Annotated in this window: 14 protein-coding genes and 1 pseudogene; 10 read left to right on the forward strand and 5 right to left on the reverse strand. The window is 49.2% G+C overall.

What is annotated here, in order from left to right:
* Window positions 1-779: 779 nt before the first annotated feature.
* The 5 genes and pseudogenes from H6F94_RS33310 to H6F94_RS19420 all read left to right on the forward strand — a co-directional run bounded on the left by H6F94_RS33310 (window position 780) and on the right by H6F94_RS19420 (window position 5160).
* Window positions 780-1067 carry a hypothetical protein gene (locus H6F94_RS33310; RefSeq protein ID WP_313949335.1) on the forward strand — a complete coding sequence of 96 codons (288 nt, stop codon included), beginning with the start codon at window positions 780-782 and terminating at the stop codon, window positions 1065-1067.
* A pseudogene (locus tag H6F94_RS19410) lies at window positions 955-1878 on the forward strand (ammonium transporter). Before H6F94_RS33310 ends, H6F94_RS19410 begins: the two are co-directional and overlap by 113 nt.
* Window positions 1872-2093 (forward strand): hypothetical protein, encoded by a 222-nt coding sequence (locus H6F94_RS33035; protein ID WP_313949332.1) that lies wholly within the window; start codon window positions 1872-1874, stop codon window positions 2091-2093. The pseudogene H6F94_RS19410 and the gene H6F94_RS33035 overlap by 7 nt, the downstream one beginning before the upstream one ends.
* 400 nt (window positions 2094-2493) lie before the next feature.
* Window positions 2494-3054: a type IV pilin-like G/H family protein gene (locus H6F94_RS19415; protein ID WP_190803863.1), complete on the forward strand. Its 561-nt coding sequence runs from the start codon at window positions 2494-2496 to the stop codon at window positions 3052-3054.
* A gap of 144 nt (window positions 3055-3198) precedes the next feature.
* Window positions 3199-5160, forward strand: coding sequence for a tetratricopeptide repeat protein (locus H6F94_RS19420; protein ID WP_190803864.1), 1962 nt, complete (start codon window positions 3199-3201; stop codon window positions 5158-5160).
* On the opposite strand, the gene H6F94_RS19425 is transcribed toward H6F94_RS19420, so the two are convergent.
* The 3 genes from H6F94_RS19425 to H6F94_RS19435 are packed head-to-tail and all read right to left on the reverse strand — an operon-like array spanning window position 5127 to window position 14251.
* Window positions 5127-8132: an O-linked N-acetylglucosamine transferase family protein gene (locus tag H6F94_RS19425; protein WP_190803865.1), complete on the reverse strand. Its 3006-nt coding sequence runs from the start codon at window positions 8130-8132 to the stop codon at window positions 5127-5129. The two genes, H6F94_RS19420 and H6F94_RS19425, sit on opposite strands and share 34 nt — an antisense overlap.
* Window positions 8133-8188: 56 nt before the next feature.
* On the reverse strand, window positions 8189-11212 hold the full coding sequence (locus tag H6F94_RS19430; protein WP_190803866.1) for an O-linked N-acetylglucosamine transferase, SPINDLY family protein: 3024 nt from the start codon (window positions 11210-11212) through the stop codon (window positions 8189-8191).
* Between the two features lie 9 nt (window positions 11213-11221).
* Window positions 11222-14251 (reverse strand): O-linked N-acetylglucosamine transferase family protein, encoded by a 3030-nt coding sequence (locus H6F94_RS19435; protein ID WP_190803867.1) that lies wholly within the window; start codon window positions 14249-14251, stop codon window positions 11222-11224.
* Between the two features lie 233 nt (window positions 14252-14484).
* Between H6F94_RS19435 and H6F94_RS19440 the strand changes: the two genes are divergently transcribed.
* Together H6F94_RS19440 and H6F94_RS19445 are read left to right on the forward strand one after the other, a co-directional pair.
* Window positions 14485-16674 (forward strand): tetratricopeptide repeat protein, encoded by a 2190-nt coding sequence (locus H6F94_RS19440; protein WP_190803868.1) that lies wholly within the window; start codon window positions 14485-14487, stop codon window positions 16672-16674.
* Window positions 16675-16750: 76 nt separating this feature from the next.
* A complete protein-coding gene (locus tag H6F94_RS19445) occupies window positions 16751-17518 on the forward strand; it encodes a hypothetical protein (RefSeq protein ID WP_190803869.1) in 768 nt (255 codons plus the stop codon).
* 15 nt (window positions 17519-17533) lie between these two features.
* Here the strand turns inward: H6F94_RS19445 and H6F94_RS19450 are convergent, their stop codons facing one another.
* Complete coding sequence (locus H6F94_RS19450) at window positions 17534-20191, reverse strand: O-antigen ligase family protein (RefSeq protein ID WP_190803870.1); 2658 nt, start codon at window positions 20189-20191, stop codon at window positions 17534-17536.
* A 101-nt stretch (window positions 20192-20292) separates the two neighbouring features.
* On the opposite strand from H6F94_RS19450, the gene H6F94_RS19455 reads away from it, so the two are divergent.
* Together H6F94_RS19455 and glmS are read left to right on the forward strand one after the other, a co-directional pair.
* Entirely contained in the window at window positions 20293-21624 is a 1332-nt protein-coding gene (locus H6F94_RS19455) for a class I SAM-dependent methyltransferase (RefSeq protein ID WP_190803871.1), read from the forward strand.
* A gap of 154 nt (window positions 21625-21778) precedes the next feature.
* Window positions 21779-23623, forward strand: a complete 1845-nt coding sequence (glmS, locus tag H6F94_RS19460; RefSeq protein WP_190803872.1) for a glutamine--fructose-6-phosphate transaminase (isomerizing) — start codon at window positions 21779-21781, stop codon at window positions 23621-23623.
* A gap of 187 nt (window positions 23624-23810) precedes the next feature.
* On the opposite strand, the gene H6F94_RS19465 is transcribed toward glmS, so the two are convergent.
* Complete coding sequence (locus H6F94_RS19465; protein ID WP_242041265.1) at window positions 23811-24815, reverse strand: sulfurtransferase; 1005 nt, start codon at window positions 24813-24815, stop codon at window positions 23811-23813.
* 95 nt (window positions 24816-24910) lie between these two features.
* Here H6F94_RS19465 and H6F94_RS19470 point away from each other — a divergent pair, with 95 nt between their 5' ends.
* Window positions 24911-25072 (forward strand): hypothetical protein, encoded by a 162-nt coding sequence (locus H6F94_RS19470; protein WP_190803873.1) that lies wholly within the window; start codon window positions 24911-24913, stop codon window positions 25070-25072.
* The last annotated feature ends 380 nt before the right edge of the window (window positions 25073-25452 follow it).

The following is a 25452-nucleotide window of genomic DNA, read 5'->3' on the forward strand; positions in this document are numbered from 1 at the left end:
CTCTGGTAGCAGCTTTAGGTAGTCACCGGAGACCCGGCCCTAGAGTTAATCTCAGGTCCAGTTCGTCTAGAACTTTTCCTGAAGCGATGACATCAGTCTAAGGGTAGAGGTTAGCTAGAGAGATCAGCTAAATGGCTGAATGGGCTAAACGAAGCCGTCAGTTTGCTGATGTTGACGGCTGAAGAGCTTGCTGCCTAAGAAACTCAGCCTGTTTACAGTTCTGACCAATTTTTTTGCACAACTTTTAAAGCTCCGTGTTCGCTGTCATCACTGCTGCTAGTCGTTGGCGAGTTGCGAACTGCTATGGGAGATGGAGCGCTCAATCCCAGTATTAATAGCTTGGGCATGATCTTCCCCAGCTAGCCAAGCAATACAACTTAGTAAAAGCTCGAATAATAGTGGCGTAAAGCTCTACTGAGATTTGGGTGCTGAGTTATGGGTTGGCTGGGGAGCCAGTCAAAAGCTGCCAAACTTGCTCATCTTGCTAACAGCCTCCCAATAGTCCAGCCAGACCCAACTAAAGCCGCTGCCTTCCGCTGCCTTCATAGAGCCTCACATTTTCTTAAGTGTGAAGACTTAAAACTGTAGCCTAGAAAACAAGACGGAAATCACAATTTTGATCTGAATCAGCATCTGCTCTCATTGTCAGACCACAATGAGAAGCCACAGCCACCTTTGGGATGGGATCTATCCAGGGGTAACGGCTCCGGTGCGTCAGTTGAAACACCCATTGTTGTTATGAAGTTGAGGGTTTAGTCTTCAAAAGACTTTCGTGGATCGTGGCAGCAGCCTTAGGCGCAATTCTGCTGCTCCCTGCCAATACTGCTTGGGCTCAAAGTTCCCCAGTTGATCCTGTGCAAACGGCAGTACATGCAGCGGCAGCAGCTCAGGTTAGTGCAGACACAGCTTTCATGCTGAATCTGTGCAGCCCTAGTGCTGTTGATGACGCCGGGATTGGCGTTCTTTTATGGCGGGCTCGTCTGCTCCCGCAACATGCTCAACACAATGATGATGAGCATTCTGTTAATGGGGCTCGTGGGAGTCAGCTGGGTTTTGTGGGGCTATAGCCTTTCCTTCGCACCAGGCTTTCATGATCTACCAGGCGATGTTTGCGATCATTACGCCTGCACTAATTTCAGGGGCCGTTGCCGAGCGGATGAGCTTTAAGGCTTACTTCTGATTCGTTCTGCTCTGGTCTACGTTCGTTTACTGTCCAGTTGCCCACATGGTCTGGGCTAGGGGTGGTCACATCGGCCTGTACGGTGGCTTTGGAGCTTTGGACTTTGCGGGAGGCACGGTAGTCCACATCAGCTCTGGTGTTTCAGCCTTGGTTCTGGCTGCTCTGCTGAGACCGCGTAAGACTTTCATGCGGCAACCAACGATTCCGCACAACGTGCCCTTTGTTTTGTTAGGGGTGGGGCTGCTGTGGTTTGGCTAGTTTGGTTTCAATGCGGGTAGTGCTCTTGCCTCCGGCAGTCTGGCTACCGTAGCTTTCGTTGCGACTAATACTGCTACAGCGGGTGCAGCTCTGACTTGGGCAATTGTGGAATGGGTACCGCGGGGCAAGCCAACTGCTGTTGGCATCGGTAGAGCTGTAGCGGGTCTAGTCGGTGTTACCCCGCAGCTGGCTTCGTGACGCCGATCGGGGCACTGCTAATCGGCTCAATCACGGCGTTAGTTTGCTTCTTCGCAGTTGCTCTACGGGCGAAGCTGCAGTTCGATGACTCATTGGATGTCTTCCCTGTACATGGTACTGGTGGCACTGTCGGTGCCCTTCTGACCGGAGTTTTCGCGACTAAAGCGGTGAATGACGCTGGTGGGGATGGATTGCTAGCGGGTAATCCCGGCCAGATTCTGCTGCAGCTACGCGGGTGCTGATCACTTACGGCCTAGCTGCCTTGGTCACCGTTGCGATTTTCTACATCCTCAAGGCAGTCCTGGGTGATCTGCGAGTCAGACCTGATATTGAGGATCAGGTCCTCGATGTCGACCAGCATGGTGAGGAGGCCTACAGCGAGGACTTTGGTACTGGCTTACGGCTTACGGTTGGTGGCCAAGGTGACGAGGTTCAGGAAAACGAACCTGCTGTGTAAGCTCCGAACTCTCAGATCTCTTCAAATTTTTTCGAGAGCCCCTGCTAACAGGGGCTTTTTCTATGGGTGTTCTCTAACTCTTAGAGGGTCTCAGAGTTAAGACTACGTTGGTCTTAAAGCTTAGTTTTATCCGTAATACTTAGGCTATAGGCTTAGGAGTTCAGTAATTACTTACGTATATCTATGTACGTTCTATTAAAGCCTTATAGCAATTCCGTATATCTAAGTAAGCGGATAAGCCTTTACAAAATCAGCAAAAAAAATACAGCTGAGATGATCGTTAGTCAGAAGAGAGTGGGTAAGTTGTAGAAAGAGCGGTGAGACTTAGTTCACTAAAAAGAGCTGGGCCTTCCCTTAATAACTACACACTGATTACATAGATAATCGCAAGGAGACCTCGATGAACGCTCTAACCAAAGCTAAATTCCTGCTGAACGTTGTTAAGAAGAATCGGGAGCAAGGCTTCACTCTAATTGAACTGTTGGTGGTTATTATCATCATCGGTATTTTGTCCGCTATTGCTCTGCCTTCTTTCCTAAACCAAGCTAACCGGGCTCGTCAGTCTGAAGCTAGGACCTACACTGGTTCTATGAACCGTGCTCAACAAGCCTATCGCTTGGAGAATACAGCCTTTGCTCCTGACATCACTACCCTTGCTATTGGCATCAACTCCAACACTACCTACTACACCTACTCTATTTTAGCGGGTCAAAATGGTCCTGCTGGTAGCCTTCAATTAGGGACTAGTAAGGAAGCTGCCGTTAAGTCTTACATTGGAGCTGTACAGATGACTCAACTGGCTGGTCAAGATGCTACCAATACGGCGGTACTATGCGAAGCTGCATCTGCAGGTACAACTGCTTTAGGGACTACCAACCTCAACAGTGTCTTTAGCGCTACGACCGTTAACACAACCGCGAACAATGTGGCTTGTGGAACTGGCACCAAGGCGATTCAATAATCTGGATTGATCATAGGGCTTACTAGAGCAGCAAGGTGACAACCACCTTGCTGCTCTGTTTATTTGTTAATTGGTATGATAAAGCGGTAAGGCAGTAGAGATCGCCTTGCCGTTTTTTGCAGTTGCAAATCTATCTTGTGTTCCATGAACTCCATCGCTTGGCAACAGCAGGCCACTGAATACCTTTACGAGGGTAAGTACCAGCAAGCTGCCACGCTTTATGAGCAATGCATTGAAGTTGAGCCGGACCAGGTATCTAACTACTGGCATCTGGGCTTGATGTTGCTACTTCAAGGGCAGGAGGAGGAAGCACAATCTGTGTGGTTTTCAGTATTGCTGGAGGCTGAGCCGGAACAGGTTGAGGTTTGGTCAACGGAGCTGCTTCAGATTCTGACAGTTGAGGCCGAACGACAGGAGAGCATTGCTGAACCTGAGATTGCTTGGCTGGTTCGTCAGCACATGCAGCAACTCGCGCCAGAAGACAGCAACAATCTTTTGCACCTGGTTTTGCTGGCAATCCAGATGGAGACATTGCTTCTAGATGATGCAAGTATTTTGGTGGATACGAGTCAATCTATTCAATCTGCCCAAGCCAATGGAATTGACCGAAACTTGCTACTTCAAGTCCTAGAACAACTTCTTGATTTCAATTCCTACCATCCTGCTGTTTTCGAATTTATCGATTCCTGTTTTGCTTATTCTGAGTTGGCAGTTGGGGTTCAAAATACGCTACCTATCAAGACTTATGTTTCCCAGCGATACTACAACCTAGGATTAGCCCTGCAAAACCAGCAAAAGCTTGATGAAGCGATTGACCTCTACGAAAGAGCTCTTCAGCTTGATCCCAACAGTGCAGAAACCTATAACAATCTAGGTATGATCCTACAGAAACGGGGTCAGTTAGATGAGGCCATTCATCTTTATCAAAAAGGCTTGCAAATAGAGCCTATCTTTACGGGGCTTTATAACAATTTGGGTATTGCGCTCCAGGAGCAAGGAAAGCTTGACGAAGCAATGGCTTACTATGAAAAAGTTTTGCAATTTGACTCTAACGATACAAAGACCTACCTGAACATTGGCCGGTTACGGAAAGACCAAAAGAGGATTGAAGAAGCTATTAGTAGTTATCAATCTGCCCTTCGGGCTGATTACGAATGCGCTGAGGCCCATTCCTATCTAGGCATGATGCAACTGTTAATAGGCAACTTTGATCAGGGATGGTCAGAGTATGAATGGCGATGGAAGGATCCCCAATTTTCAACTCCAGTTCCAAGGTTTGAACAGCCTCTTTGGGATGGGTCTTCGCTCGAAGGCAAAAAAATTCTGTTATTGGCGGAGCAAGGGCTTGGAGATGCCATTCAATTTATTCGCTACGCCCCAATGGTTAAGAACTATGGAGGAACAGTCGTTCTTGAGTGCCATCCCCCGCTTGGCAGACTAATGCGCTCTAGTAATGGAGTTGATGAGGTTTATATTCACTACGAGCCGCTACCAAAATTTGATGTTTATGTGCCGCTGTTGAGTCTACCAAGGATTTTCGGCACGCAACTTGATTCTGTGCCTAATACCGTTCCCTATCTCCAACCACCTAACCAGCCGAATTTTGAGGTAAACGTACTGGACGACGCCTCTTCTAACTTGAAGGTGGGCCTAGTGTGGGCCAGTTCGCCCATACCAGATCCTAAACGGTCTTGTGCGCTGGCGGAGTTTGAGACTTTACTTCAAAGTCCCGGAACAAGCTTTTTTTCTCTTCAGAAGGGGCCTGAAGTTGAACAAATTAAACCTTTTCAGGAACAGAATTTAATTGTAGATCTGGGCTCGGACTTTCAAGATCTAGCTGATACTGCTTTCGCGATATCCCATTTGGATCTGGTTATCTCCGTAGACACCTCTGTTGCTCATTTGGCTGGAGCAATGGGTAAGCCAACCTGGATCTTGTTACCCTTTGTTCCGGACTGGCGCTGGCTGCTGGAAGGAAATACCAGCCCCTGGTACCCCACCGTGCAACTATTTCGGCAGGCTCAGCCTAACGATTGGCAAAACACGTTAAGGCAAGTGAGTGTAGCCCTGGCTCACTTCGTTGCTGAGTCTACTAATCTTTCATGAACAACCTTTTGGTAGAATGCCTCCAACGCTTCTATACAGGTTTTATCTTCATACAAGTTGCCTAAACGGCTTTGCATCCGTTGTACTACCTCGTGGCGCCAAGTTGGCTCTGTTCCCAAACGCACAGCGATCTCAATATACTCCGACTCGTTCTGGGCGATTGTCTCAGTCACCCCCAAGGCCCGCAGGATCCCATAAGTATGCCGGCCCCGCATAAATTCACTAGGACAGGTCACGACAGGGAGGCCGCAAGGAATTGCTTCCAGGGTGGTGTTACCACCAGACCAACCGAAGGTGTCTAGAAAAACATCGCTCACTAAATTTAGTTCTAGATAGCTGCGCTGGTCTTGCTGGGGCAGAACTACACAATATTCTGCACTGTCAAGCCCAGCCGTAGCAAAAGCACGTTTGAGGCGCTGTTTAAACTGCTCTGTTATTCGTACTTTAGGATTGGATAGAAAGGCAAATTGAGCTTGAGGCAAGCGACGGGCAATCTCAGTAAAAACAAAGTCATATTGAGGTAAATATTTGAAGAGAGATTGACAGGAAAGATAGACAATGGCGTCGCTACGCAATTTAAAATCAGCACGAGTTTTAGTTAACTCAAGCACGTTTGGTTTTCTGTAGCTAATTCCAATATTACGTAGTCCGACCAATTTCTCTGAGTAGTGTTCTTGGGCATTCTCAGGCTCCATTAAATCACTAGACAGAAAGTAATCGATCGCTGATGAGCCCGAGGTAATTGGATGCCCCCAAGTCGTACATTGTATAGGTGCAAGACGTAAACTTGCCAACTGGGTAGCTGGTGGAAACATGCCAATATCTAGAGAGACTAGAATGTGCAGTTGGTCAGCTAAGATCTGTTCACAGACAGCCTCTAAATTCTCAGGGATATGGCGGTAGAAATCGCTGTGCAGGCGGAACTGCTGAGTCATCTCGTCTACTTTAGAGCCGAGGTAATAACAATAAATCTCGAAATCTTGCTTGGTATGCTCAACCAGCCAACCTAGCATTAGCTTAGCAACTGTGTGCCTGCGGAAATGGCTTGAGACATAGCCAATCCGGATTTTTTCTCCCGGCTTTACAACTGGCATGGCTCGTGGTTTAACCCAGTCAGGGTAGCTAGCAGCCATGATTCGCTGCACGAATTGTGCATATTGAATTTGCAGCTCTAGGTCGTTATAACCTTGATATTGAAGATAAAAGTTAACGTGTTGATTAACCCCCGCCAGTGCATTCTGTCGTTCTTCAGGTGTTTGTAAAGAAACTTGTTCAACTAAAGTTTCTAAGCCTTGAACAAACTGTTGACGGTAAGCCTGGATCTCCTCTTGAGAATCGTAGAGAATCGGTAGTGTTAGCTTTTCTCGAATTTGTAAAACAATATTGTTTGGAAATAGGCGAAGGCCGTTTTCTGCCGCAGCGATAACCTCCTGAGCCCGTCCAAAAACCCCTAATACCCAGGTGAGCTGAGTATGAAATTCAGCATCATTCGGGTAGAGATTCATAGCCTCTTGAACTGCTTGCAGAGCTTCTTCCTCACGATTAAGTTCCGTTAGGCAGGTGATCAAAGCACCATAGAAGTTTTCATCGCCGCTCTCTAGTTCTAAGTATTTTCGATATTGCTCAAGAGCTTTCTCATAATCGCCGCAACGATAGAAAGAGTAACCGAAATTTAGGTAGGCTCGGGCGTAATCTTGCTTGGCCTCATAAGCTAGACCAAGGTTGTACAACACAATAGGAGTTCGGGGTTTAAGCTTTAATGTTTGCCAATAAATTGCAATAGCACCCTCTAGATCCCCTCGCCTCATTAGAGTGTTGCCTAGATTGAGATAGCTGCCAAAGTGACTGGGATTGGCCTCGATTGCTCGCCTACAAACTGCCTCGGCTTGTTCCAGGCTACCCAACTGAGTCAAAAGATTGCCTAGGTTATTATAGGCATCAATGTAGTTAGGATCGAGAAGAATTGCTTGCTCGTAAGCTGAAGCAGCTTGAGCTGGCTCATTGATTTTTTCTAGAACTAAACCAAAATTATAGTGAAGAACAGCTCTTGATGAGTCTAGCGAGCGAGACTTGACTAGTGCTTTTAAGGCATCTCCATATTGCTCCTTCATGTAGTAGAGCATGCCTAAATTCATCCAGGTTAGGGGATCATTTGTTCGACGGAGTAGAACTTGTCTGTATCGCTGTTCTGCCTCTGTAAGACGTCCTTGATGATGGAGTGCTAGGGCTGCTACCTGTAAAGTTTCCAGACTGTTTTTCTCTTGTTCTGCCCGCAACTCACGCAGGCTCCGAATTACAGAGGGTTTATGCATCGCCTGTAACTCGTTCCAACCATAATGATAGGTACTATTAGCGTCCCAAGCCAACAACTGGATTCCCAATGCAGGCAAGTTAGCAATGGGACGGCACTGAGGCTGAGTGGCGAGAAAATCAGAGCAGGCTTGCTGTACTGTCTCGTCATAACTCCCTGCTACCACCAGCACTGCTCTCGCTGCCAAGTGCGGCCTCACTAGGAGCAACCCCAGCAATTGTGACCGGTAGTCCCGCTCTCCCCGGTACACATACAACCCAATCTTGTCCTCGACTTCCGTCTCGCCCAACTCAGCAAAGAAGGCCTCACACTCCTGAGCGCACACCACCACTTGCTCAGACAGACCAAAGGTATGCAGGTTCTCCTCTAGTTGGGCCAGCCTCTCTGCATCTAAGCTCTGCTCCACCGCATAAGCAAAACGTTCAGGCTGACCGAGTAAAGCGCCTATGAGCGTCTCTCCCTGCCCGCAGCCGACCTCACAGTACACCTCACCTTCCTCCAGGCACTGCACCGCCTGATTGAGCAGGTGCAGGACAGCAGGGGTGCCTGGAGCATTCAGTTGGTCCAGCAGGGCTTGAAACTGCTCAGCTTGGGCCTTGGGAGCAGCATCGTCCCAGTCCTCATACTCAAGCAGTGACTCTCGCAATCTCTCGTACTCCATCCCTAGCCCCCAATTCCTCAACCCAGTTTAATGAACGTCAGCTAATCAATGGTGAATCAGCTTGAAGAATGCATTTGACTCACAACGGTTTGATAAAAATTTTCAAGTTCTAAGAGACAGGTTCTGTCATCGTATAGTCTATCGTGGTGTTCTGAAATTCGCTGTGAAATTGCTTGTCGCCAGTCCCGATTCTGCCCGAGTCTCACAGCAATTTCAATATATTCAGTTTCGGTCTGAGCAATAGTTTCAGTCACACCTAACGTTTTTAGAATGGCATAGGAATGGCGACCGCGCATGAATTGTCCAGGGTAGGTTACTACAGGCAAATTACAAGCAATTGCTTCTAGAGTTGTGTTGCCGCCTGACCAAGCTAAAGTATCTAGATAGATATCAGAGATCTGATGCAAGTTCAGGTAGTCATGCTGTTTCTGGCGTGGCAGGACAATGCAGTAATCTTCGCTATCTAAGTCAATGGCAGCAAAAGCTCTACGCAGACGTTCCCGAAAGCGATCAATCGCACCGACGTTAGGAGGAGATAAGAATACAAACTGAGCCTGAGGAACGCGTTGGGCAATCTCAGGAAAGATGAAGTCATACTGAGGCAAATACTTAAACAGAGATTGGCAAGACAAGTAAACAACAGCATTGTCTCGCAGGCCAAATTCCGAGCGACTCTTGGTTGAGTCAGGCATGACCGGTTTAGCATAGGCAACACTAATATTAGGCAGCCGAATCAACTTTTCTGAGTAGTGCTCTTGAGCGTTCTCAGGTTCCATCAAGTCGCTAGATAGAAAATAATCCAGAGTAGGTAAGCCAGAAGTAATTGGGTGGCCCCAAGTGACGCATTGAATTGGAGCCAGTCTTAGCCCTGCTAGCTGGGTCATGAGGGGTGACATGCCAAGATCTGTAAAAACTAGAATATGAGGCTGATCAACCAGAATTTGCTGACAGATTGCCTCTAAATCATGGGGAATATGATGAAAAACTTCGCTGTAAAGTTGAAATTGTTGAGTCACCTGATCAACATTGCTGCCAACGTGATAGCAATGTATCTCAAAAGCCTGTTTATTGCTGTTTTTCAGCCAGCCCAATATTAGGGCCGCAACTGCATGGTTAGAGAAGAAGGCGGAAACATAGCCAATGCGAATTTTGCCTAAAGCTGTAAGAGGAGACATGGCCAGCGGTTTCACCCATTGAGGGTAGTTCGCAGCCATAATTTGATGAACAAATTGTCCATACTGAGTTTGCAATACTAAGTCATTACAGCCTTGGTATTGCAGATAGAAGTTAGTATGGGAACCAATACTAGCCAAAGCATTGCTTTGAGTCTCAGCAGCGGTTAGGTCAAGCTGACTTACTAGCTCCTGCAAACCCTGTGTAAACCTCTGGCGGTAGAAGTTGATCTCCTCAGGGGTTTCGTAAAGCACAGGCAGCATTAGTTTCTGCTGAAGCTTGAAAAATAAATCCCTGGGAAATACGAGGGCTGCTTCAGTAGCAGCAGCAATAGCCTCTTGAGTTCGGCCAGACCGATGCAGAACTGAAATCAGTGAGCGTCGCAGACCATTTTCAGCAGGATGAAGACGAATACCCTCATGAAGAATATTTAAGGCTTCTTCTTCTCGATCTAGTTGCAAGAAGCAGTCACCTAGGGCAGAATATAGACTCGCTGTACCTACTGTAATGCTAAGAAGTTTCTGATATTGAGCAATCGCCTGATTGTAATCTCTCTCGCTGTAAAAAGCCCAACCAGAGTAGAGATGGGCTTGAGCTAGGTCTTGTTTAGCCTTGAAAGCCAAACTCAAATTATGCAACACTTCCGAGCTGTTGGGCGAAATGTTTAAAGCTTTTCTATAATTTTCAATTGCTGAATTAGTATCGCCTTTGTTTAATAAAACATTGCCCAAGTTGAGATAGCTGCCGAAGTGATCTGGTTTGACAGCAATTGCTTGATTGTATACAAGCTCAGCCTGTTGGCTCTGCCCCACCTGCAATAGAAGATTACCTAAATTGTTGTAAGCCTCAATCTTTTGAGGATCGAGATTAATAGCTGTTTGATAAGCTGTGATGGCTTGAGAAAATTGGTCCAGCTTCTCCAAAACTAAGCCGAAACTGTAGTGGAGTACAGCTTGGGAGCTATCCAATTCCAGGGATTTCAATAAGGCATTGAGAGCTTCTGGGTATCGCTCAGCCATGTAGTAGAGCATGCCTAGATTTTGCCAGATTTCTGCATCTTCGCCTTTGCGCAAGAGCACTTGCTGATACTGTTGCTCCGCTTCTATAAACCGTCTCTGGTGATGCAGTGCTACTGCTGACTTGCGCAGCTCATCCAATAATTTCTTCTCTTGCTGAGCTTGAAGATTGTGGATCGCCTGAATCACTACTGGTCGGTGATGTTGTTGTGCCTGAGCTTGAATATCGCTACTATTTTTGGGCTCCCTATTTACATCCCAAACTAGCAATTGAAGACCGTGAGAGGTAGGAGGTAAGTTATCTAGAAGATAACAGTGAGGCTGGGTGGCGAGAAAATCAGAGCAGGCTTGCTGTACTGTCTCGTCATAACTCCCTGCTACTACCAGCACTGCTCTCGCTGCCAAGTGCGGCCTCACCAGGAGCAACCCCAGCAACTGTGACCGGTAGTCCCGCTCTCCCCGGTACACATACAACCCAATCTTGTCCTCGACTTCCGTCTCGCCCAACTCAGCAAAGAAGGCCTCACACTCCTGAGCGCACACCACCACTTGCTCAGACAGACCAAAGGTATGCAGGTTCTCCTCTAGTTGGGCCAGCCTCTCTGCATCCAAGCTCTGCTCCACCGCATAAGCAAAACGTTCAGGCTGACCGAGTAAAGCGCCCATGAGCGTCTCTCCCTGCCCGCAGCCGACCTCACAGTACACCTCACCTTCCTCCAGGCACTGCACCGCCTGATTGAGCAGGTGCAGGACAGCGGGGGAGCCTAGATCATTCCCTGGAGCATTCAGTTGGTCCAGCAGGGCTTGAAACTGCTCAGCTTGGGCCTTGGAAGCAGCATCGTCCCAGTCCTCATACTCAAGCAGTGACTCTCGCAACCTCTCGTACTCCATCCCTAAACCTCACAATGCCTGCTCTACCCTGCGCTCAGTACTGACTTGGCGAACAACAGCTCGGTAAAAATCTTCCAGAGCAGCAACACAAACTTTATCTTCATACAGCCTGTCATGAGAATTGTTGATGCGTTGCCTAAGCTCACAGCGCCATTTTTCTTCCAGCGCCAATTTGACTGCAATTTCGATGTATTCTGATTCGTCTTTGGCAACAGTCTCAGTTATTCCCAACATCTTCAGAACGGCGAAGGAGTGACGACCTCGCATAAATTGACCAGGGCAAGTCACAATGGGCAAGCCACAGGCAACCGCTTCCATTGCCGTATTAAAACCAGACCAGCTGAAGGTATCCAGGAAAATATCAGCGACTAAATTGAGTCTCAAGAAATCATGCCAATCATTCTGTTGGGGTAGAATGACGCAGTAGTCTTCACTCTTAAGGCTAATGTTGGCAAAGGCTCGCTGAAGTCGTCGCTGAAACTGCTGAGTCACACGAGCTTTTGGAGAACCCAAAAATGCAAATTGGGCTTGGGGAACGCGGCGAGCGATCTCAGCAAAGACAAAATCATATTGTGGCAAATATTTAAAAAGAGATTGACAGGATAGATATAGAACTGTGTCATCACGTAAACCGAAATCCGATCGTTTTTTAGTTTGTCTCGGTAGAGATGGTTTAGGGTAGGCAACACTAACGTTGGGCAGGGTGATTAATCGCTCTGAGTAATGGTCTTGAGCATTATCAGGCTCCATCAAATCACTGGACAGGAAGTAATCAACGGCTGATGAACCAGACGTAATTGGATGCCCCCAAGTCGTACATTGGATGGGAGCTAGTCTCAAGGCTGACATTTGCACCATTTGCGGAGACATGCCAATGTCAGCAAACACGAGAATATCTAGTTGATCTGCAACAATCTGTTCACAGGCGGACTTCAGGTCATCTGGAATGTGCTGAAAATGGTCACTGTGAAGGCGGAACTGCTGGGTCATTGCGTCTGCCTTACGACCCACATGATAAGTGAAAACCTCAAAGTCTTGCTTATTGGCATGGCTCAGCCAACCGATTGTAGTTCTTGCAACTGAATGTTGCGAGAAAAAGGGTGAAATGTAGCCAATCCGAATCCTGCCGTGCTTCAAAGAAGGCAGAGTTCGTGATTGAGCCCAATCGGGATACTGGGCCATCATCACTTGCTGAACAAAATTCCCGTACAAGCGCTGCAACTCTAAGTCATCACAGCCTTGATATTGCAGATAGAAGTTATGATGGCTACCTAAAAATTCGAGCGCATTCTCCCTGTCTTCAGAGTTATCTAAGGTTGTTTCGCTCAATCTCTTTAAGCCTTCAGTGAAGCGTTGACGATACACCAAAACTTCTCCTGGCGTATCATTTAGAACTGGAAGGATAAGCTGTTGTTGCAATTCCAGAAATTGGTCTTTTGGCAAAAGCCTTGAGGCATCGACTGCCGCTTCGATAGCTTCTTGAGTGCGGCCAGCTTCCTGCAAAGTCACCAATAGATTGGTGTGCAGAGAGCGCTCTTTTGGGTAGAGGCGAATACCCTCTCTTAAAATATCTAGTGCTTCTTCTTCCCGACCCAAACCTACCAAACAAGCACACAAGGCTATGTAAAGTTTGGCATCCTTTTCGCCCAGTTCTAGCAGTTTTTGATATTGACAGATTGCCTCTACATAGTTGCCTTGGCAGAAGAAATTGTATGCGGAATGTCGGCAAGCCTGGACAGGATTCTCTTTCGCTGCGAACGCGACTTGCAGGTTGTGCCGAGCATCTTCTTTCTGCGGTTCAAGCTCTAGGGCTTTTTCATAGGTAGCAATGGCAGCATCATAATTCCCTCGGCTCAGCAGCAAGTTGCCCAGATTCAAGTGGCTGCCATAATGCTCTGGATTGGCTAGAACAGCTTGCTGGTAAACAATCTCCGCCTGCTCTGCTCTACCAACTTTGAGGAACAAATTACCTAAGTTGTTGTAAGCGTCAACTAGCCTAGGCGCGAGACCAATGGCCTGCCGATAGGCCTCAGTGGCCTGCAAAAATTCTCCTAGCTTTTCTAAGACTAAGCCAAAATTGTAGTGCAATAAAGCGTTCTTTGGTTCTAGCGATAAAGACTTGAATAAAGAAGTAAGAGCCTCTTGATAGCGCTCAGTTGTATAGTAAAGACTACCTAAATTCAACCAGGCGTCGGCGTGATTATTGCAACGGCTTAGGATTTGCCTGTAAGTCTGTTCAGCTTCTACCCAATGGCTCTGCTCATGCAGCTTGATCGCCATCCTATGAAGATCATCAATTGTTTGTTGTTCCTGCTCAGCTCGTAAATCTATCAGTGAGCGAATCAGCGCTGGCCTGTGATTTTTCTGGAGCTCTAGCCACTTGTAGTGATGCTTTTGGTCTTTATCCCAACTCAGGACTAGGAAATTATTCCACCCTGACAATTCTGGCAAAATTTTGCAATGAGAATGAGCTGCAACAAAATCCCAGCCCACCTGTTGTACTGATTCCCAATGACCACCACCTAAAGCAATCAGACTTTGATCCGCCAGAAAAGGCTCAACCAAAAGTAGACCTAGGAGTTGAGAGCGATAGTCGTGAGCACCATCATAGAAATACACGCCAATTTTCTCTTCCAGACTGATGCTGTGCAAGTCGGCAAAAAACTCCTCAAAGTCCTGTTGGCACAACAAAACTTGAGCTTCTAGATCAAAGGTAGCAAGGTTGTCAGTCAGCTTATCCAGGTTCTCATCAAGAGCATCAAATTGAGAGAAATTGTCTACTGCGTAACCCATGCAATTGGGATGATTGAGTAAGGCACCAATGAGAGAGGCTCCCTGCAAGCAACCAATCTCACAGTAGATTTCGCCAGGTTCCAGACAACCTACCGCTGAGTTCAGCAACTGTAGAGCATTGACACTAGTCGTGCCTGAAACCTGAGTTAGTAGTTGCTGAAAGACCTCAGATTTGGGATGAATGGACGTTTGTTTCCAGTTGTTGTATAAACCCGGCAATTTCTCAATAAAACTTTGGAGATCCATAACCACATCTTGCTGTCGAGCGTAGCTTTCTACTAGCCACATTGGTCTGGCTAGATCCCATCACACTGGACAGGTGGACCGGAGGTCTGGGGGTCAGGCTACTCTATCACTGCTCCCACCTAGGATACTGAATGCTAGACTGCTTACCCTGGGCAGACTAAGCATTAGGTGAGGGAAGCCTTGCCCAGGGAAACCTATCTACGCCTCATGCTCACGCCGGCTCTGAACGAATCATGAACTTCTTTGAAGTCCAAAAAGCGGCACAGACCTGCTTTATGCAGGCGAACTACCCGGATGCCATTAGTCTCTACGAGCAGTGCATCGCAATCGACGAGGTGGTCATCTCCAGTTATTGGTATCTTGGGCTCTCGTTTCTACTTCAAAACCAAGAACTGGAAGCTGAAACTGTTTGGTTTTCTGCTATCGCTCAAGCTCAAGCGGATCAAATTGATGCCTTAACTGAAGACTTAAGTCATGTCCTTAAGGCAGAAATAGCCAGACAAGTTCAGGCCGACAGCTTAGCGTCAGCCCAGAAGATCATTGACAAAATTGTAGAGTTCAATCCCGAAGATTTTGAAACGCAGTGGTATCTTGGCAATCTTTTTCTAGCCCAACGAGAATTCCTGCCGGCGATTGAGCATTTTCAGAAGTGTTTGGAACTCAAATCTGACTCTCCAGAAGCCTATTTCAATTTAGGCTATTGCTTCAAAGAGCTGGGAGACTTGGACAAAGCAATTTCAGCCTTCAAAACTGTGATCGAGCTTAAGCCCGAGCTGGCAGAAGCTTATCTGAATTTGGGCTATACCCTTAGGGATCGGGGCAACCTTGATTCAGCAATTGCAACTTTAGAGCAGGCCATTGCGATCAAGCCTGATTTTGCTGAGGCCTATTATAGTTTAGGGTTGGTCCACCGAGGGCTGAGTAAGCTTGACCAGGCAGCGGCCAGCTTAGAGCAGGCGATTGCCATTAGACCAAGTTTTATTGAAGCACATTATCATTTGGGTTTCATTTGCCGGGACAAAGGCGATCTCGATACTGCAATTACTCATTTCGAAAAGGCAATAGAATTCCAGCCAGAATTACCTGAGCTTCATTGCAATCTAGGCCTTGTCCTAAGAGAAAGAGGCCACTTTGGTAGAGCAATTCTGAGCCTGGAAAAGGCAATTGCCTTAAATCCTGAATTGCCTGAAGCGCACTGCAACTTAGGTTTTACTTTTAGAGATATTAATGACCCAAGCCAGTCTATCCTCAGCCTTCGAAGAGCTATTGAGCTACGGCCCAACTTTCCTGAAGCCCACTGCGTTTTAGGTTTGAGCCTACGAGATCAAGGGGCACTCGACAAGGCGATCCATTATCTGCAGCACGCCATTACACTCCAACCCAATCTTCAAGAAGCAGTTTGTGGGCTCAGGGAGATTATCAGCGCCCAGAAAGCAGGCTACTCGTTGAAACTAGAGCAGGGCTATGGAGTTTGGGACCCCTGGCTATTGAAGGATGGGGATGTCTACCGGCTCTTTTATTTGACTGCTAACAGGCAAGTTTTTCCATTCTGGAGTGTTGGTGAAATTGGCTCTGCTGTCTCAACCGATTTAGAAACCTGGCAGTACTTAGGAACTGCCCTGGAACCGAACAGCGAGTTTCCATGGCAAAGTGGCAGAATGCTAGCCGGTAGCGCTTACAAAGAGGATGGAACTTACTATCTCTTTTATTCGGCGGCTCCCCCCAGACCAGATACCCTGCGTGAGGGCATTGGTTTGGCAGTCTCAACTGATGCCATACATTGGCATCGCTCCTCTGATCAACTGATTATGCCAGATTCTCGTTTCTACATCTCGACTTGGCACCCACTCATTCGGGAGGGAATGCATACTCCTTGGCGGGATCCCTATGTCATTCAAGATCCTAATACTGGCAAATATTACTTGTTCATGAGTGCTGCTGGCAGAGGCGACTCCAAATTTAACGGTTGCATCGGCTTGGCGGTGGCCGATAAAATCGACGGTCCCTATGAAGTTTTACCACCCGCAGCCTACCCTGTGATTGATCAGCTTGGCGAGGGAATTTACTATGAAATGGAACGGCCTCAGGTAATCTACAACCACGGTTTGTACTATCTCTTTTTCTCGGTTGGGCCAACCTTTATTAACCCGAAGTGGATTGACAAGGTAGGCATTGATCAGATTACCGGCTCTTCTTTGCACTGCTATGTCTCCGAGCAAATTACAGGGCCTTTTCAACCCATTGCTCCAAAACCAATTGTGAAGGGCAGTGACAAAACTGGCCTCTATGGCACCAATTTCATCCAAGGACCAGACGGCGAATTCTTTGCCTACGGTTGTTACTTCAAGTCCTTCACTCTAGAAGTTTCCCCGCGCTTTCCCGTTCGCTGGCAACCCGATTCCATTGAGATTTTGGTCAGCTAACCTAAGTTGGCTGGGAACCCATAAGGCTTGGGACACAAGCTTTGGAGACAATAGCCCTAAGCTCTGACAAAATGCCATGAAACGACTTTCCCTGTTGCTGAATTTGGTGGTTATTGGTATCACCACAGTGGCTGTTGGTGGCCTACAAGCTGCACGCTTGAGCCAGACCCTTAGAACAACCGATGAAAATCCCCAGCAGGCAGTTGAGCAGGAAAAAATCCGCTTGGCAGCTTTGCATAAAGTGCCGAGCATGGGATTTGACAACCTGATCGCAGACTGGGCATTTTTAGGCTTCTTGCAATACTTCGGTGACGAGCAAGCCCGCCAAGCGACGGGTTATGAGCTGAGCGGAGACTACTTCGACATCATCATCGGACGCGATCCGCAATTTCTGCTGGCTTATTTGTTTGTCTCGACTAGTACATCGATGTATGCAGCGCAGCCTGCCCGGTCGGTTGCGATTCTGAGCCATGGCCTAGAATCGCTCTCACCCGAGGCAACTCCAGAAGCCTATCTAGTCTGGCGTTACAAAGCCATTGACCAACTGCTGTTTCTGGGTGATCGGCAGGGGGGAGCGGCATCCTTTGCGCAGGCGGCTAATTGGGCTGAGCGCTTCGCCCATGATCCAACTGCTGCTGCAGTCTCGCGCCAGACTGCTCAATTTCTGCAAGGGGGTCGTGACTTGCGTGCTGCCCAAATGAGTGCTTGGACTATGGTGCTCACGCAGGCAGTGGATGAGCGGACTGCTGCGATTGCACGACAGCAAATTCTAGACTTGGGTGGCCAGATCAAGCAGAAACCAGATGGTTCGTGGGGGGTGAGTTTGCCGCCCCGTCCTCAATGAGCAACTTGGGAACCTTTAAACAGGGGCAGGTCTGCCGATACCTAGCAACTCAGCTTGAGCCGCAACGACAAAGCGGGCATAGGCTGGAAAATCCTGAAAGGCTTGTGAGGTTGGAAACAACTGGAGCTGCTCAACCAGAACACAGCTATTGAAGTAGAGCGGTAGCGGCACATCGGTCATCCCAGTAGTGTTGCGGTAGCCGAAATAGCCGATATCCCCCAGACCGCGTGCCGAGCGCGTATCGATTGAGCGCAACCATAGCCGCAAATCTCTGATTTGCAGTGAGGCCAAGACCTGCTCGCGATTGTCTTCTGGATAGGCTGCTAGCTCCTGACCATATCGCTTTGGATTACTCCAGGCGCGTAATAGCTTCGCCCCCAATTCCAACTCTGGAGGTACCTGCTCCAGCACCCGTAGGGCCTCTGCCGTCTTGCCGGCGTCGAGCAGTAGCAGGGCATGGGCGGTCGGGTTTAGCCGGTTGAGGTCAATCTCTCCTAAGGGGCGCTGGTTGAACCAACGCAACAGCACCCAGTCCTGGTAAATGGGGTTATAAGTAGCTGCTGCGGCAACTTGCCCACTGCTGGGCGCAGTTGCGTTACGGGCTGGGGGGAGCCCTGCTAGAAACTGCTCATGTAGATTCAAGCTCTGCTCTAGCACCGCTGGGTAGAGGGCTGCCTGAGCCGATGAAGACCAGACTGGCGCAGTCAGAACACCGGGATTAACGAAGCTTTCCAAGGCATAGGCAGCCACGGCTCGTTCTCGCTGCCCGGATGCTAGTTCTGCCTGGCCCAGGTGGTAGTAGGTTAGCGGCGTGAGCGGTTGCAATTGAACCGCACGTGTAAGGCTCTCGACTGCTCGCTTGGGATTTTGGTCGAGAATCAAGCGCCCTAGGTACTCATTAAAGAAAGCATCGTTCGGTGCTGTCTGCACGGCATAGCCCATGTACTGAATGGCAATGCGGTTGAGGTCTTGCTTTAGCGCATCATCGTTGGTGATGCCATTGCGCAGTAGTTGCAGATAGGCAGCTAACTGAAAGTCGTAGTAGGGATCCCAGGGAACGAGCTGTCCGGCCTTTGACCACTGGCTGTAGAAGCCCTGCAAGTCATTGCGCCGAAAGTTCGCGACTGCCTGCTGCCCCAGATACATTGCCTGTGTAACCGGCAACCAGACCAGCAGCATCACTAGCAACCCACCGATCACGACCAAATTGACCAGGCGTTGCCGAGGTTGGGGTATGAATCTGCCGATAGCAGAATCAGCTGGTAAATACTGGCGTCCCAGACTTGCCAACATGACGGTCAGAGCTACCAGCAACGAGCTGATCGGGATATTCTCCAACTGAAAATCAGTGAGGCTGCTGACGATGTAGATTAACAGTCCTCCGCCAATGCCGTAGAGCTGCCAAAGGTCCCTTTGAGCCCGTTCTAAGTTCGCTATCGGGCCCTGGTGCAGTCTTGCCCAAAGCCGCCCCCAGAGGCGCGCGAGGAGGACTATCCACAATAGATAGACCCCAAACCCCAGCAAGCCCAGTTCAGCTAGTAGGTGCACGGGGGTGCAGTGCATCTGCTGCACGTTGCTTGCTGTCTGGCCTGCCTCAATGGGGTGGTAAAGGTCGTAGAGGCGAAAGGTGTTGCCAGGGCCAATGCCAGTGACAGGCGAGGTTTGCCACAGTCGCAAGCCAGTCTGGATGGTGACGAAGCGGAACACAATATTGCCATCTAACCCGCCAGAGAGCGGCGCAGACACCATGCGCTGTGCACGGGGACTGCTGAGAGCAAAGCCAATGGCACCCACTAGCATCAAGCCACTGAAGCCGATGACACGCCAGCGATGCTTGCCACTATGGCTCAGAATGCTCACGAGGGCCGCAGCTACAGCCAAGGCTAGCAGCCCCAAGATGCCGCCCCGCGAGCCAGTCACGATCAGGGCAGTGCCAACCAGTCCACCTCCCGAAAGCCAAGCCCAACGCCAGTGATCGCGACGTTGCACACCCAGGGCTAATACCACGGCCAGCACTAAACCCAGATAGCCAGCAGTCAGATTGTGGTGGCCTAGGGGCATGGGATTGACCAGAGCATCGCCATCCTGCAACGTCTCTCGAATCGGCCACCACAAAATCAAGCTCTCAAGACTGGTCAAGATGCCTAAACCACCCATTAGCTCTAGCAAACGCTGACGTTGGCTACTTGCCCCTGCTCCTGTCTGTGCGCCTATGTCTATTTCTGTCCCCGTCTGTGCTCCTGTCTCTGAACTACTAAACCACTGGTTGAGACTGTAGAGCATGGCCGCATAGCCACAAGCCATGACCACGTACCACACTGCCGGTTGCACATAGGATGCGAACAGCGCCGAGAGGACTAGACTGAGTAGCCCTAAGCCCGCTACCCAATCCAAGCCATTGCCCAATCCGCGCAAGCTCTGCTGAGCCCGGAGTTGCAGCAGCCCCCACAGACCGAAGCTCAAAAAGCCGAGCTGCCAAACTGCAACCCAGGGCCAGCGCACCATTTGGCCGTAGCTGTTAGGCAGTACAGTAAAGAGCACTACCATCAGCAATCCGAAGCCTGCTGCTATTCGCCCCACAGCTGTCCAGGCCACGCCCTGACTGGAGTGAGCTGTAGATTCCACTTGCCTAGAGCTGCCGGTAGGCTCTAGTTCAGAAGGATCAGGGTTCATAATTTGACCTGGGGCAGAAGACCCTCCCAGCGTACCCCGCTGCCCGAGCCAGTCTCAAACCCCAGCTTGAACCGGCCAGAAGATTGAGCACGAATGACGACATGAGTGATTTACCACCAGAACTTCTAGAGAAGATCAGACAACAATTTGAGTTTTCTCCCTATCCCAAAACACCTTTGGAGCAGTCGCCCAAAGACAATGTCAATCTGCTGTTTATCCATAATCTGGTTACTTCCTTTTATTTGAAAGATCAGAGGGTGGTTCAGACCCAAGGCAAATTCATTCTGGATGCAGGTTGTGGCAGTGGCTATAAATCTCTAGTGCTTGCGGTTGCCAATCCAGGAGCAACCATCATCGGCATTGATTTATCAGAAGAATCGGTTGATCTAGCTCGTAAGCGCCTGGAGTACCACGGCTTTGATGACCTGCGATTCCATGCGCTTGCTATCGAGGATTTGCCCCAACTTAATGTGACTTTTGACTACATCAACTGTGACGAGGTTCTTTACCTAACGCCAGATCCAACCACCGCACTTAAGGCGATGGCATCTGTGCTTAGGCCAGGCGGTATCTTGCGGACAAATCTACACAGTTACTACCAAAGAATTCCCTATTTTCGGGCTCAGCAGATTTTCAAGATGATGGGCTTAATGGATGAAAGCCCAAAAGATTTAGAAGCCGAAATAGTTGGGGATATTATGAGAGCTTTGAAAGGCCAGGTTCGAACCAAATTAGAAACTTGGGAAGCTCAGCACGAGGGAGAACAAGGGAAAGCCTCTATTCTCATGAACTATCTACTGCAAGGCGACAAAGGCTACACTGTGCCTGAAATGTTTTCGGCGCTCAAAGCAGCAGACCTGGAATTTCTCAGTATGGTGAACTGGCGGAGCTGGGAAATACTCGAACTGTTTCAAAATCCAAACGAGCTGCCGATGTTACTCGAAATGGGTTTGCCAGACTTAACGGTAGAAGAACGCTTGCAGCTGTTTGATTTGCTGCATCCCGTTCACCGTTTACTGGACTTTTGGTGTGCTCATCCAGGTCAGGCGCAGCAGCCAAGACTGATTCAAGATTGGCAGGCTAGTGATTGGCAAAACGTTCAAGTTCACCTACATCCACAACTCAAAACAGAGAGCTTGCGGCAAGAGCTGAGAGATGCGATTATAACTCAACGCCCTTTTGAGATTAGCAAGTATCTCACCGCTGCAGTGGGGGGGGCTATTTTGCTAGACACTATCTCGGCTAGCTGTATTCTATTGTTGTGGGATGCGCCAGTGGCGTTCCCGAGGCTAGTTGACCATTGGCTTAAGTTGAAACCCCTAGACCTCCTGACTCTGCAACCAACGACAGAAACAGAAGCTCAAATACAGCTCCAGCAGCTCTTAACTCGATTAGAGACTTTTCTCTATGTACTTCTAGAAATACAAAGTTGATCTTTGCATATGCTGATTTGGAGTGCTGATTTGGCGTAGCGCTCTGTTGGACTTTCACAAGCCTACCTCCCCATTTCCGGGCATGCGCAGTACGCCCATCCTGGCAAAATGTTAAGGCAGGGCGAGAGGCTGAACCTTAGGGGAGAAACGGGCCATGTGTGGAATTGTTGGCTACATCGGGACTCGTTCAGCAGACGAAATCTTGCTGGAGGGTTTGCGCAAGCTGGAATACCGGGGCTACGACTCTGCCGGTGTTGCGACTGTTTGGGAGGGCAATCTGCACTGCACCCGCGCCAAGGGCAAGCTTCAAAACCTGCTGGACAAGTTGAGCCAGGACCCGATTACCCATCGAGGTGCTACGGTTGGGATTGGCCATACCCGCTGGGCTACCCACGGTAAGCCAGAAGAGCACAATGCCCATCCCCACACAGATGCTAGTGGTCGCTTGGCTGTAGTGCTCAATGGCATTATTGAGAATTACCATCTGCTGCGGGAAGAACTCAAACAGCGGGGGCACGTATTTCGCTCCGAGACCGACGCTGAAGTCATCCCTCATCTGATCTCCGAATTTCTGCCCGAACACACCCTACTGGAAGCGGTTCGGCTAGCCGTGGCCCAGTTACAGGGGGGCTTTGCCATTGCAGTGATCTCTGCCGATCACCCTGATGAACTAGTGGCGGCGCGGCAGCAAAATCCTTTAGTGGTTGGCTTTGGAGAAGGGGAATTTTTCTTTGCCTCTGATACCCCAGCGCTGGTTGCTTACACTCGCTCGATTTTGCCGTTGGGTAATGGTGAATTAGTTCGACTGACTTACACCGGAGTCGAAGTTTACAACTTCGAAGGGGTCAGACTGCGTAAGCAGCCCCGTACGCTCAACTGGAATCCGATGCTGCTTGAGAAACAAGGTTTCAAGCACTTCATGCTTAAGGAAATTCATGAGCAGCCGGGTGTAGTTCGAGCTTGTTTAGAAGCCTATTTGCCCAATGCCAAACCTGGACAATCTCCCATCGACTTGAGATTTGACACCGACTTCCTAAAAGACATTCAAAACATCCAGATTGTTGCCTGTGGAACCAGTTGGCATGCAGCACTGGTCGGTAAGTATTTGCTGGAGCAACTGGCAGGTGTGCCGACCATGGTTCACTATGCCTCAGAATTTCGCTATGCGCCACCGCCTGTCATTCCTAACACTTTGACGATTGGCGTAACCCAATCTGGCGAAACCGCAGATACATTGGCAGCTTTGCAAAAGGCTAAGCAGCGAGGCGATTCCCTCTTGGGCATCACCAATCGACCCGAAAGCCTTTTGGCTGAGCTGGTACCTTACGTTATCGATATGAAGGCGGGGGTTGAAATTGGGGTTGCGGCTACTAAAACCTTCTTAGCCCAGCTCATTGTCTTCTATCTGCTGGCTTTGGAAATTTCCTATCTGCGTCAGACGCTATCACCTGAGGCTTTAGAAGAAATTATTACCGGTCTGCGCCAGCTACCTGCCCAAATCGAAACGGTTCTGGAGAGCCAGGAACGCTATGTTGAGCAATTAGCGCATCAGTTTGTTGATACCAGAGATTTCATCTATTTGGGCAGGGGCATCAACTATCCGATTGCCCTCGAAGGAGCCCTGAAGCTAAAAGAAATCAGCTACATCCATGCGGAAGGCTATCCCGCTGGCGAAATGAAGCATGGACCCATTGCGTTGTTGGATCAGCATGTACCTGTAGTGACGATTGCTATGCCTGGTTTGGTCTATGAGAAGGTACTTTCTAACGCTCAAGAGGCGAAGGCTCGCGACGCTCGCTTGATCGGGGTGGCTCCACTCAATGATCCGTTGGCAACCGAGATTTTCGACGCTCTATTACCAGTTCCCAATGTCGATGAATTGCTCTCCCCAATTGTGTCGGTAATTCCGCTGCAATTGCTGGCTTATCACATTGCGGCCCATCGCGGTCTAGACGTCGATCAGCCTCGTAACTTGGCCAAATCCGTGACTGTTGAATAGGGCAGATATGGGCCTTTCACGACTGAGTGATCTGCTTGCCTGGAATCTTCTAAAGTGGGGCTGAACCAGCCTCACCAACTGTAGCCCAAAACTGGGATTATTAAGTCCAAACTCACACTTAGCCTCTGAGCCTTTTGAGTTTTTAGCTGGGCTACAAGCCTGTCCAGTAAGATTCAACTTCGACTCCCTAATTCGTTTTCTCTAAGGGATAACTGGCCACCGGTCCAGCTGACCAGTCCCACATTGAGCCGGCATAGTTCTTGGCTTTGTAACCTAAGTCGCTGAGTATTGAGGTGAACCAGCCGGAGCGAATGCCGCCGGTGCAGTAGGCAACGACTTGCGTATCTTGAGTGACCCCTAGTTGCTCTAGTTTGGTAATCATCTGCTCGCGCGGTAGCAATTTGCCATTTTGGTCTAGCAAGTCTTTGTAGTAGATATGCAGTGCGCCTGGAATATGACCGCCGCGCTGCTCACCGTAGGGTGTGGCCCCAGCGTATTCCCGCGCTTCACGAGTGTCGATCACCACTACATTCTGCTGGCCCAATTCAGCTTTGAGCTGAGCCCGATCGATGGTCCAGGCTGTTGTTCGCTCGACCACGAAATCTCCGGGTCGCGGTGCAACGGTTGCCGCTGACCAAGCTGTAGGCACCCCTGCTTTGACTAGTGCCTGATAACCGCCATCGACAAGTACCGCTTTTTGGTGGCCAAGTGTGCGCAGCATCCAAACAACGCGCCCGTCTTCACCCCACCCTCGCGCCGGATCGCCAACCGCAATCACTGGCTTGTCTCTAGAAACGCCAACCGCTTGCAGCTTCTGGGTTAATAGGTGGTCATCGTCAAGCAGCTTGCCTTGGTCAGGGGCATGCGGTTGAGCAAACTGCTTCCAGTTCACTGCAATCGCTCTGGCCAGTGGTTTCTGCAGCTTTAGGCCACCTCGGGCATCCAGCACAGTGGCTCCTTGCGCAATCAACTGCTTGGCTTCGTCAGCGCTGACCACCCACCGGCTGTTAAGCGCCTGTGACTCAACCGCATTGACCTCGGCAACAGAAGCACTGGTCTGGTTAGCAAGAACTGCCTGGGGAGCCCGCTCTCGACTCGCCTGAGCTAGCGCAATGGTCATACTCAGCGCAGCACCCGCTAAGGCTAGAGCAACCAAAACTGCTAACGGGTCGAGACTTAACTTGCTTGCCATCTAATACCAATCTCCCTAAAACTTGCCTAAATTGTGGGGTTAATACGGTTAATTGGTCGGAATATAGTACTTGTATTAGTCTGAGGTGACTGGCTTTGGTATTTGCACCTGTCAGTTATGTGACTCCAGTTCAGGAGCTGAGTATTCTATTGAGGGTAGTCACAGGCAGTCGCTGGCTAGCAGAAGGCAAAGCAACTCGTCGCTTGGTGGCGGCTGGTCTGATCGTGGTTGGCATTGTGGCCTTAGCTTTGGGTTAGCCGGAAGCAATGACCCGATAACCGTATATCAAAATCTGTGAGCTTAAATAGGCTCAAGCGCCTCAATGATTTCAATCACGAATTGAAGTTTGGTTTGATTTAAACCCTGGCCAACAGTGAGATGCTTGTCAACAATCAGCTCAGCTGCGAATATCCCTGGCTCACAGATTACAGAACAAATTTCAGTATGGCTGAACACGCCTTGCAAAGGCAGGTAAGCTCGATTAGCCCAAGTTTTGCGTACTGTATGAACAGCAATAGGGCGTGGAAGTTTGATAGTCTCAAAAGATTGCCTCAGAGCTATAATCTCCTCCGGCTGCTATGGCTAGTTTTAGAGAGTTTAATTTTCTAATTCGGTCCGAATACTGCAAAGGCCAAGT

It is taken from the genome of Leptolyngbya sp. FACHB-261, from assembly GCF_014696065.1.
GTDB lineage: Bacteria > Cyanobacteriota > Cyanobacteriia > FACHB-261 > FACHB-261 > FACHB-261.